The organism is Streptomyces sp. NPDC006458 (genome assembly GCF_040612135.1).
Lineage (GTDB): Bacteria > Actinomycetota > Actinomycetes > Streptomycetales > Streptomycetaceae > Streptomyces.
In genome coordinates this window covers 45993-56918 of sequence record NZ_JBEXPR010000025.1, presented here as the reverse complement: position 1 = coordinate 56918, position 10926 = coordinate 45993, and the positions used below count along the sequence as shown (strand labels likewise).

At 73.7% G+C, this 10926-nt stretch carries 7 protein-coding genes; 4 read left to right on the top strand and 3 right to left on the bottom strand.

Features of this window, described 5'->3' with window-relative positions; all coding sequences use genetic code 11:
* Positions 1-54: 54 nt before the first annotated feature.
* From ABZZ79_RS29515 to ABZZ79_RS29505, 3 genes are all read left to right on the top strand, one after another.
* The gene (locus ABZZ79_RS29515; protein ID WP_356693820.1) at positions 55-915 is read left to right on the top strand and encodes a maleylpyruvate isomerase N-terminal domain-containing protein; all 861 of its coding nucleotides are present in this window, start codon (positions 55-57) and stop codon (positions 913-915) included.
* Between the two features lie 209 nt (positions 916-1124).
* Positions 1125-2570, top strand: coding sequence for a hypothetical protein (locus ABZZ79_RS29510; protein WP_356693818.1), 1446 nt, complete (start codon positions 1125-1127; stop codon positions 2568-2570).
* 287 nt (positions 2571-2857) lie between these two features.
* Positions 2858-3610 carry a hypothetical protein gene (locus ABZZ79_RS29505; RefSeq protein ID WP_356693816.1) on the top strand — a complete coding sequence of 251 codons (753 nt, stop codon included), beginning with the start codon at positions 2858-2860 and terminating at the stop codon, positions 3608-3610.
* Here ABZZ79_RS29505 and ABZZ79_RS29500 read toward each other — a convergent pair.
* Genes ABZZ79_RS29500 through ABZZ79_RS29490 form a run of 3 tightly spaced genes read right to left on the bottom strand, consistent with a single transcriptional unit; the run spans position 3607 to position 7916 of the window.
* On the bottom strand, positions 3607-5523 hold the full coding sequence (locus tag ABZZ79_RS29500) for a CHAT domain-containing protein (protein ID WP_356693814.1): 1917 nt from the start codon (positions 5521-5523) through the stop codon (positions 3607-3609). The two genes, ABZZ79_RS29505 and ABZZ79_RS29500, sit on opposite strands and share 4 nt — an antisense overlap.
* Entirely contained in the window at positions 5520-6629 is a 1110-nt protein-coding gene (locus tag ABZZ79_RS29495; protein ID WP_356693812.1) for an MBL fold metallo-hydrolase, read from the bottom strand. Before ABZZ79_RS29495 ends, ABZZ79_RS29500 begins: the two co-directional genes overlap by 4 nt.
* A gap of 9 nt (positions 6630-6638) precedes the next feature.
* Positions 6639-7916: a CHAT domain-containing protein gene (locus ABZZ79_RS29490; RefSeq protein WP_356693810.1), complete on the bottom strand. Its 1278-nt coding sequence runs from the start codon at positions 7914-7916 to the stop codon at positions 6639-6641.
* 103 nt (positions 7917-8019) lie between these two features.
* Here ABZZ79_RS29490 and ABZZ79_RS29485 point away from each other — a divergent pair, with 103 nt between their 5' ends.
* The gene (locus ABZZ79_RS29485) at positions 8020-10659 is read left to right on the top strand and encodes a tetratricopeptide repeat protein (protein WP_356693808.1); all 2640 of its coding nucleotides are present in this window, start codon (positions 8020-8022) and stop codon (positions 10657-10659) included.
* The last annotated feature ends 267 nt before the right edge of the window (positions 10660-10926 follow it).

Here is a 10926-nt window from a genome sequence, read left to right as displayed (position 1 = left end):
GGAAATCCTTACCCGCCGGTAAGGTGCGGACCCGTCCACGATACGGGGAGTGGGATGGGTACCGTCACGGAGTTCGACGCCGTCGCCGAGCACGAAAGTACCCGGGCCGCGCTGGCCGACGCGATCACCCGGCTCGTCGCACTGCTGCGTGAGGTCCCGGACCCGGACGCGGCCTCCGGAGTCCCGGTATGGACGGTGGGAGACGTCGGGGCGCACCTCGCGGCCGTGTACCTGGCGTTCACCTCCGCGGTCCGCACCGAGGAGTCGGTGGACTGGGACGGGCTCCTGCCCCCGGGCGACGTGGCGTTCGCCGACCGGATCACTGCCCTGAACGCCAGGTCGATCGCCCTCTTCGGTGCCGCCGAACGCGCGCGGCCGGGCAAGTTCGTCGCCGAGCGGGGCGAGAGGTTCCTGCGGTCGACCGAAGGGCTCGCCCCCGACACCCCTGTGCCCGCGCCCTGGTACGGGCCCGAGACGGTGCTGACCCCGGCGACGGCGACCGGCATGCTGCTCAGCGAGAGCCTCCTGCACGGCCTGGACATCGCCCGCGGCGCCGAACGCCCCTGGCCCATCGGCCCGGACGAGGCCCGCCTGGTGCTCGGGCAGACCCTGCCGACCATGATGCCGCTCGCCCTGGACAAGGACCGGGCCCGGGGCGTCAGCCTCGCCTTCGACCTCGCGATCAAGGGCGGACCACGCCTGGCGGTCGTCGTCGACGCCGGGACGATGACGGTGACCCGGGACGCCGCGCCGCGTTCCTACGACTGCCGGATCACCGCCGTCCCGACCGCGTTCCTCCTGGTCGCCTTCCACCGCACACCCATGTGGAGGGCGATCGCCCTGGGACACCTGCGCGCCGGCGGCCGCAAGCCGTGGCTCGCCCCACGCCTGAGCACACTGACCGCAACGCCCTGAGCCGCCGCCCGGGAGGCCGATGATCACCCCTCCCGTGAAGCTGGTGACCATCACGCGCCACTGACATTCGCACATCCGTCTACGTCTGGCGTGCGCGGCCGCCGTCGGGGCACTGTGGACCCACCATGCCCCGGCGTACCCGACCGTCGCCGGAGCGCGGTGGCACGACCGTGCGACACCGCCGCCTCAGCGACACAGGGGAGTTGCCCATGCGGCAAGGGGACGTCGAGGACCCGGATCGGGCCGAAGCCGCGTTGCGGCGCGCGGAGGCCGACGGGGTGAGCGGGGAGGCGCTCGCCGAGCGGCTGGACGAGGTGGCCGTGGCGCACCGGCGGCGGTTCTGGGACGCGGGCGACGAACGTCACCTGGAACGGGCGGTGGAGGCGTACCGGCGCGCCATGACCGTGGACGCGGCCAACCGTACGGCGTGGGCCCATGAGTTGGCCCTCGTGCTCACCGATCGCTACGACGTGTCCGGCGACCTCGACGTTCTGGCCGAGGCCCGGCGGATCGCGCGGGAGGCGCTCGACGGGGCCGAGGAGGGCTCCGAACCGTGGGCCCACCGGGCGGCCACCTTGGTGCTGTGCCTGTGGGACCTCTACGACGCCACCGGCGCGCTCACCGAGCTGGACGCCGCCCTCGGCCTCGGTACCCGCGCCCTGGCCGCCCTGCCCCGGACCGCCCGTGGGTGGGCGCGGGTGTGCAGCAACCTCGCGATGCTGCGGCTCGACCGCCATGAACGGCTGTGCGAGGACGAGGACTTGCAGGCGGGAGTGCGTCTCGCCCAGGACGCGGTCACGGCCGCACACGAGGACGATCCGGAGCTGGCGGGGTGGCTGAGCAACCTCGGGACCGCCCTGCTGACCCGCTTCGGCACGCAGTTCCCCGACCGCGCGCTGCCGATGCCGGGTGAGCGTGTCGACCTGACGGACCTGGACGCGGCGATCGCGGCCTACCGCAGGGCGATCGAGGTCTCGGAGTGGGGCATGGCGGGCCGGGCCACCTTCCTGTCCAACCTGGGCAACGCACTGGTCGACCGGGCCGAGATCCTCCGCCTGGGCGGACTGGTGGAACAGAGCGAGCCGGCGCTGCGCGAGGCGGTGGACGCGCTCGCCGAGGCCGTCGCCATCACCGCGTCGGCCGCGCCGTACCGGGCGAGCAGGCTCAACGTGCTCGGTGAGGCCCAGCGCGCGGTCTCCGAAGTGAGCGGCGCCGAGGAGGACGTGGAGGCGGCCCGTACGTCGTTCCGGGAGGCGTGCACGACCGGTCTGAGCATCGCCCCGGAGATGACGCTGGCGGCCGCGGACAACTGGATTCGCTGGTCGGTGCGGCGGGCGGCCTGGGACGAGGCCGGCGAGGCCGACCGGTATCTGCTCCGGGCCGCCGAGGCGCTGCATCGTGCCCAGGCCCTGCGCAGCCATCGGGAGGCGTGGCTCGTGGCGTCCCGGGGCCTCGCCCAGGAGGGTGCGTACGCGCTGACCAGGGCGGGGCGGCCCGAGGCGGCCGCGGTCCGGCTGGAACGGGGGCGCGCGGTGCTGCTCAGCGAGGAGCTCGGGCTGGTGCCCGCGCTGCTGGGCCGGCTGCCGGACGCCCTGCAACGGCGCTACACGGAGGCCGTGCGGCGGGTGCAGTCGGCTCTACGGGATGCCGGGTGACTGGCGGGTGACCCCGGGCGGCGTCGGTGACTCCGGGCCGGGCTGGGTGGCTCCGGGCGGTGTCGGGTGAACCGTGCGGTGTCGGGTGACTCCGGGCCGGGCAGGGTGGCTCCGGGCGGTGTCGCGTGAACTGTGTGCCGCCGGGGCGAACCGTGCGGCGTCGGCCGGAGAGCATCTTGTAGGAAAAGTCCGCTGCCCTGTGGACAATGGCGATTCGGTCCCGGTTCGCCCAGGGTATTCCTTGATACGGACCGCAGGGGGCGTGTCCGGAAAGCGAGGGGGCGGCAATGGACCAAGGCGTGTTGTCCCGCGTGCTCGACCCGTACACCTGGCGGGCGCGTGTCCGCCCGGTGCTGATCGCGGCGCTGCCCGTCGCCCTGCCGTTGGCCGTACTGGTCCCGGCGTGGTCGTCGGCGCGCCGGGTGTGGATGCTCGTCCTGGTGTGCGGACTGCCCTTGCTTCTCGGCCAGTTCAGCCGGAGCCGGGGGCGGCGGCTGGAGCCCGGACTGTTCGACCGCTGGGGCGGGAAACCCACGGTGCAGTTGCTGCGCTGGCGCGGGCCGACCGCCGCCGCCCAACTGGCCTATCTCCACGCCCGTATCGAGCAGATAGCCGGGCCACCGCTGCGCATGCCGTCGGCCGAGGAGGAGCGGTCCGATCCGCGGACCGCCGACGCGGTGTACGAGGCGGCGGGCTCGGTGCTGCGCACACGGGCTCGGGCACTGCCGGGCGCCGACCTGGTGGCGGAGGAGAACAGCGAGTACGGCTTCCGCCGCAACACCCTGGGCCTGCGGCCCCTCGCCCTCGGGGCCGGCGCGGCCGGGCTGCTCGCCGCCCTGCTCCACGCGACCCTGGGCCGACCGCCGTCCGACACCACCCAGGCCGCCGTGTCCGCGGTGCTCGTCCTCGCCGACCTCGCCCTGCTGGCCTTCTGGATACGCACCGTCCGGGTGTCCTGGGTGGAGGAGGCCGCCTGGACGTACGCCCGCCGCCTGATCGAGACGGCCGGGCTCCCGGACCCCGATCCCGGTCGGCCCTAGGACGCGGGCACGGGCGCGGACACGGGCCGTTCCGGCAGGGGCCCGATGGCGGGGCGCAGGACCGTGTCCCCGTTGCAGTACAGGGCGTAGAGCAGCCCCAGCGGATTGCGGTGCTCGGTGACGAAGTGCTCGCGGGTGGCGCGTACGGCCGCCCCGATGCGCTCGCCGGCGAGGAGGCGGTCGAAGAAGGCCGTGGCCCAGGCCGCGGCGAAGGGCGCCGGGATGTCCGCCTCGGTGCCCAGCACGCCGCGGGAGCGGGCGAGGAAGTGAGTGAGGAAACTCAGCGTGGACAGGGAGGAGGCGAAGGTCGTGCCGCACGCGTTGAGCACGATCACGGGCGGGCCGGGCAGGGCACCCCCGCTGTCGTGCAGGCTGCGCAGCAGAATGCCGCCGTCGGTGCCCTCCACGGTGAGCCGGGCGTGCTCGGGGCCGTCGTCGTCCGGGTCGTGGGCGGTGGCGTGGCAGTAGAGATAGACGATCTCGGCCGGTGAGCCGTACCCGCACAGGGTTTCGAGGACGGAACGGTGCTCGTCCTGGACGGTGAGGCCGACCAGACCTTTCTCGACGTACCCGCGCCAGTACGCCTCCTGCTTCGCCACCAGGTCGCGTTCGCCGCCGCGGTCGATGCTGCGGTTGAGGCCCAGGGTGACGTTCACTCCGGGGCCGGTGTCGATGGCCACCTCGGTGACGGCACGGGTGGCGTTCGGCACGAGCGGGACGCAGTCGACCTCGTGCCGCAACCCCAGGATGTGCCGGACGTCGGCGTCGCGCAGGTGCTCGACGGGGCACATCAGATGCCAGGGAAGGAGAGGTTCCTCAGTGATGAACTGCACGCTGCGGGGCGCGTCCGCGGCGAGGTAGCGCTCGATCTGCCGCCCCACCGCCTCCAGTTGGGCGTCCCCGTCGAAGAAGAGGCGGCGGAACATCCGGCAGCCGGCCTCGGCCAGCAGCCTGGTGTGCCGCTCGAAGACGTCCTCGGCCAAGGACGGTCCGGGCCACGGGGAGGTGTCGGACGTCCGGGCGCACGCATCGGCCAGCGCGCGCAGAGGTTCGCGCACTTGCCTGGCGATGTCGTCGAGGTCCCTGTCCTTGAGCGTCAGCGCGGCCCGGCACGCCTGACCGAAGCCGCTCACGACGAGTTGGTGGCCGGTCAGGCCGCGTAACACCTGGATCGTCAGGCCGCGTTCACGGACCTCGGTGGCCGCTGTCCGGGTCAGGCCCTGTGTCCGGGCGCGTACCCCCTGTTCGCCGAGGTTGACGGTCATCCACTGCACGAGGTTGCCGTCGCGGCGGAAGAGGGCCAGGACCTGGACGGGGCCTGATCGGGCCGGTGTCACCAGGAAGTGCGCACGGTCCGGCGAGGGGCCCTGGCGGGGCACGGTGAGCGTGTCGGTGCGGACGTCCACCTGGGCGTCGGTGCTCGCGACCTCCACGGTCAGTGTCACGGGTCCGCCGAGATCGCCGAGCGGCGCGGCCGCGGCCGCGCGCCCGGGTGCCTCGGCGACGGCGAAGGCCAGGGACCAGGACCCCGGGTGCTCCGCCTCGGCGGACTCCGCCTCGGCGGTGAGCCACCGGCCGGCCGGGTTCTCGTCGCCCGGCAGCACGATGCCCGCGCGCCGGGCCAGTTCCAGTGCCGGGCGGCCGCCGGTGCCCGCCCCGGAATCGGCGGAGCGGTCGGTGGGGATCGTACGGCCGATCAGCGCCGGGGCGAGACGCCGTCTGACCTCCGCATGTCCGCGCAGCAGACCCAGCAGCGCGCGAGCCCGACGCTCGTACTCCTCGGGCGGCGCGGTGGCCACCTCCTCCACGGCGGCCAGCAGCCGGGGGCGCAGCTCGGGCCAGGCGTCGCCGACCAGGCCGGGCAGGCGGTACCAGAGGTCGGTGAGTTCGACGAGAGCCGGATCGGGATTCACGGCGCCCTCCCTGCGGTGGTGTCGGTCGGTGCGACCCGGCCGCCCGACACCGTCAGATCGATGCCGGGACGGTCCTCGGGCGGGTGCACGGCGGTGAAGCCGCGTTCGGCCGCCAGCTCCGGGCAGGCGAACTCGGCGGTGCTGGGGGACAGGTAGTTGAACCACAGTGTGGGTCGCTCGCACCGCTCCACGAGCCGGGCCACGGCCCGCCGGTCGGGGTGCCCGAACCGCGCGCCGTTGGTGGAGAACAGCCAGTGACGGCAGTCGAGTTGCGCGAGCAGCAGCGGGCTCAGGTTGCGGCTGCTGCCGTGATGGGGCACCTTGCACAGGTCCACCCGGTACGGCCGCCCCCACGGCGTGCCGTCCAGGCGGCGCAGGCCGGCGCGCAGTGTCTCGGCGTGCGCGTCGGCGGCGAACAGCACCCGGGAGCCGTCCTCGTGCTCGGCGAGGAAGGCGATGCTCGACCTGTTGGGCAGGGACTCGTCGCGTTGGTACGGGGCGTCGGTCAGTTCGTCCCAGGTGAGCCCGGCGTCGCCGCCGCGCAGGACGTCCGGGTCGGCCTCCGGCGTCGGCGCGAGCCGCTGCCGTTCGACCCGGGCCACCTCCCGTGTCCAGTCCCGGCCAAGCCTCACCAGCGTCCTGCTCGTGGGGGAGAGCAGGGTCAGACGCAGGCCAGGCAGGGGGACGACCGGCAGTTCTCCGCTGTCCGGCACCTCGACCTGGCGTCCGGCGAACCACCTGTTCCAGGGCTGGTCCCTGAGTAATCGGGAGAGCGCGTCCGCCTGGGCGTAGCTCAGCACGTCACCGAGGAGCTGCCGGTCGCCGTTGAACCACACGTCCTCGGCGGCGAAGCCCTCGGGCGGGTGCCGGAACAGGGGGATCAGGCCACCGATGTGGTCGGCGTCCAGGTGGGTGCAGACCACCAGGTCGAAGACGCGCTCGGTGACCGGACGGCGGGCGAACCGGGCGGCCAGTCCTGCGGGCAGTGTCCCGCCCCGGCCGCCGCGCCCGCCGTCGACCAGCATGCGGTGGACACGCCCCTGGTGCGTCCACTCCACCCACAGGCAGTCGCCCTCCTGGGCGGGCAGCGCCTCGACTCTGATCATGTCGCTCCGTCACGCCCCGAAGTAGCCGAAACCCGCCCAGGAGTGCAGGGTGTCGAAGCACCGCCCGCCGGGCTCCTGGAACTCCAGCATGAGCAGCAGGCCCTCGGTCGTCTCGTCCCGCGGCAGCCAGGGCTCGCCCGCGTCGAGCGCCTGCTGGAAGAAGGCGAGCTTCTGGCCGTCGGTGGCGTCGCGCAGCCACACCTGGGCGTCGCGCAGCGCCCTGGCCGCAGACACGCCCTCGGTGCGCCAGCGCCGGTAGAAGTCGATCAGCAGCGGCGCGGTCGGCTCATCGGGCAGCGACCACATCGCCGCGGCGACCCCCGCGACGCCGGCCTGCAGAAGCCCGCTGGGCAGCGACACCACCTCGTCCGGCAGCACCGTGCCCGGACGGAACGTCTCGCAGGCCGACAGGACCGCGAGCCGCAGCCGCAGCCGGAGTTCGAGCAGATCGCGCAGGCGCAGCGTGTCCGATCCCGCGAGCAGCAGGCGGCTGTCCAGCGGGGTGAGCAGGTCGGCCCGGCCGTGGCAGGCGAAGTGGGCGGCGTCGGCGACGGCGAGGGCTTCGCGCGTGGCGCGCGCGTTCGCCTCCGGCCCGCGCAGCACCCGGGTCCGCCCGGGAAAGGCGGCGGCCGCCGCCCGCGCCTCGCTCTCCGCCGCGCCCAGCGGGTCACGGCCGTCGTCCCGGGGCGGGTCCACCACGACCAGAAGATGCTCCACGGGCCGTCGGGCGAGGGCGCGTGCGGTGGTCAGGGAGCGTGCGTTGGGAACGTAGCTGACGACGAGGTCGTCGAGGACGTGGCGGCGTCCGGTGGGCGCTGTCGCGTCCTGCGTCCATGCGGCGTGCAGGGGGAGCAGGCCCAGCAGTCCGCCGGCCACCAGCACGGCCTCGTCCGCGTCGGACAGCGCGGCGCACACGGGACCCATGAGGTCGTCCCAGAGCCATTTCGCCGTGTCCTCAAGGGACTTCTCCCACTCGGTGAGCCGCCCGACGCGGTCCGCCCGGTAGGCCGTATGGGTGTCGTCGTGCGTCTGGAAACGCGTGCGTACCGCGTCGGCGGTCAGCCGGGGCAGCTCCACCGGCCGTACGTCGCCCCCGTGCACGACGAGCGCGACACCGCCGCGTTCCGCGGCCGAGAGGTACACCAGGGGCTGTTCGCCCGCCGCGCCGTGGACGTCCTGCTCGGTCGGCTCGGGCAGGAAGCCCTCGAACCCCTCCAGCTGCCGGATCTCCTCCACGACGGCGTCGAGTTCGCGCCGGGCCGCGCGGATCTCTTCGAAGCGGTCCACCCGTCACCCCCTGTTCTCGGGCTGCATGCCGGTCCGCCGGTACTCAGCGTAGAGGAACCCTCAGACTGGGAAGGCGATCCGACGCCCGAAGGGGGACGTTCCCGTGACCGACGACTCCGCCGCCGCCGCGGCGTACCGCGCTCGCGACGCCTACGCGGAGACCGGCGACCCGGAGGCGGCTCGTGAGGCCGTACGGCTGCTGAGGGAACTGCTCCGCGAGCACCGGACCCGGGACTGTCTGGAGGAGTTGGGCGGGGCGCTGCTCGACCTCCACGAGGCGGAAGGGGACGCGGCACTGCTCGACGAGGCGCTCGCCGCGCACGAGGAGCACGCCGCGCTCGCCCCCGACGCCGACTCGCTCAACAACCTGGGCAACTGCCTGCGCGCCTGCCACGCGGAGACGGGCGATCGGTCACAACTGGAGCGCGCACATGAGGTGTTGGCGCGGGCTCTCGTCCTGGAGCCCGGCGACTGCACCGTCCTGGACAATCTGGGCCTGGTCCTGTCCGACCTGTACGACCTCGAAGGCACGCCCGACCTGCTCGACCGCTCCGTGGACCTGCACTCCCGCGCCGTGGCACTCGGCGGACCGCACGAGCCCAACCACCTGCTCCACGTGACGAACCTGGCGTCCGCCCACATGTACCGCTACGGGCGCGACGGCGCCGCGGCCGATCTCGACGCGTGGGTCGAGGGCTGTGGCCGTGCCGTGGCCCTCACCCCGCCCAGGTCGCCCCACATGCCGCTGCGTCAGGCGAATCTCGCCCTGGCCCTGCTGGAACGCCACGAGGACCTCGGCGACCCGGACGACCTCGCCGAGGCGGTGCGTGTCGCCCGGCAGGCCCACGACACCAGTCCCGCCACGGCCGCGGACGGCCCCAGACAGGCCGGAGTCCTGGCGAGCGCGCTCACGCGGCGCTACTACCGGGAGGGCCGCGGCGAGGACCTCGACGAAGCCACCGAACTGCTTCGCCACGCCACCGCGGCCCGCCCCGACGGCTCCGCGGGCGCCCCGCACCACTGGAACAACCTCGCCCTGACCCACCTGGACCGCTATGAACGGTCGGCGGACCCGGCGGAGCTCGAAGAGGCCGTCGACGCCGGGGAGCACGCGCTGGAACTGCTCGACGAGGACGCTCCCCTGATGCCGCTGTGCCTGAGCACCCTCGGTCAGGTCTTCGCGGCCCGCTATCTGCACCACGGCGACGAGGAGGACCTGGAACGCGCCGTCGCCTGCCTGGAGAGCAGTGTCGCCCTCAGCGACGACACGGCCCCGTCCCTCGCGAGCAGACTCACCCACCTGGCGACGGCCCTGGCCTACCGCTACGAACACACCTGGGACCTGCCGGACCTCGACCGCTCGGTGGAACTGTTCGACCGGGCCGCCGAACTGCGGCCGGGCACCGCCACCTCCCCGGGGGACCTGAACAACACCGCACGCAGCAGGCTCAGGCGCTACGAGCGTACGGGCGCGCCGGAGGATCTCTCGTTCGCCCTCGGCCGACTCGACCGCCTGGTGACAGACACCCCACCCACGGCCCCGGCTCTTGCCCTGTACCTGGAGAACCTCGGCTGGGCCCTGCGTCTGCGGCACGGGACGGCCGGTGACATGGCCGACCTGGAGCAGGCCGTCACCGTTCTGCGCCGGACCGTGGACCTGCTCCCGCCGCACGCGTCCCAGCGGCCCGACACCCTCGGAAACCTGGCCAACGTCCTGCTGGACCGCTTCACCCGGACGGGCTCGGTCGTCGACCTCGACGAGGCCGTCGCGCTGCACCGCCAGGCGCTGGCCGCCCTTCCCGACTCCGCGGTCGGCCGGGCCGGGGTGCTTAATGATCTGGCGAACGTCGTCCGCGAGCGCTACCAGCACCTTGAGGAGCGGGACGACCTGGACGAGGCGATCACCCTGTTGCGCGAGGCCGTCGGACTGGTCGTCGCCTCGTCGCCCGACCGGCCGGTCTTCCTCGACAACCTCGGCAACGCCCTGATGGACCGCTACGAAGACGCGGCCGACCCGAGCGACCTCGACACCGGCCTCGCGGCCCATACCGAGGCACTGGAGCTGCTGCCCGGCAAGGCCATGGAACGCGTCCGCGTCGCGGGGAACACGGGAGGCGCGCTGTGGCGGAGATGGCTGCTGCGCGGTGAGGTCGCCGACCTGGAGCGGGCGATCGAGCTCCTGCGCGAGGCGGTGGACGCCACGCCCGTGATGTCCCCGGACCGGCCGCTGCGGCTCAACAGCCTCGGCTGTTTCCTGCGCGACCTGCACGCGCACACCGGTGAGGACGCCCACCGGCGGGCCGCCGCCGCGGCCCTTGAGGAGGCCTGCCGGTCCGGGATCGAGCGCGGGATGCGCTGGGCCCTGGAGGCCGCCCGCAACTGGGGCAGCTGGGCCACATTCCGTGAGGAGTGGACCGAGGCGTCCGACGCCTACCGGCTCGGGCTGGACGCCCTGGCGACGGCCTATCGCCGCCAGGGCGTCCGCCTGCACAAGGAGAGCTGGCTGCGCGTCGCCGACACGCTGCCGGCCGACGCCGCCCACACCTACGTCCGCACCGGCGATCTCTCCGGTGCCGTACGGGCGTTGGAGTCCGGCCGGGCGGTGCTGCTCAGCGAGACGCTGGACACCGAACGCACCGGCCTGGCGCGGCTCGCGGAGTCCGGACACGGCGAGCTGGCCGCGCGCTACCGGGAGTTGACGGAGAAACTCTCCTGGCTGGAGGAGACCCGGGGCCAGAGCTGAAGTTCCAGCGTCACGAGGGCCGGGGTGAGGGAGTTCGGCGCGGCACGGCTCGAACGGCTCGGCGAGACCGCCACGGTCCGGCGCCGCCCGATCTCCAACTGCCGCGGCCCTCTGCGGCATTTCGGGGAACGCTTCCCGGCCTCGGACCAGGTGGCCCGGACCGGGCGCCCAGCACCCGGACGTGTCCGAGGACCGTGTCAGGGCCCTGCTCAGGGAGCGCGCGCCAACCCGGACCGGGGCCCGACCGGCGGAAGCGGCCGCGCCTCA

Coding starts and splice junctions, on each gene's coding strand:
- ABZZ79_RS29515 (WP_356693820.1), top strand. CDS start 55: ATGGGTACCGTCACGGAGTTCGACGCCGTCGCCGAGCACGAAAGTACC.
- ABZZ79_RS29510 (WP_356693818.1), top strand. CDS start 1,125: ATGCGGCAAGGGGACGTCGAGGACCCGGATCGGGCCGAAGCCGCGTTG.
- ABZZ79_RS29505 (WP_356693816.1), top strand. CDS start 2,858: ATGGACCAAGGCGTGTTGTCCCGCGTGCTCGACCCGTACACCTGGCGG.
- ABZZ79_RS29495 (WP_356693812.1), bottom strand. CDS start 6,629: ATGATCAGAGTCGAGGCGCTGCCCGCCCAGGAGGGCGACTGCCTGTGG.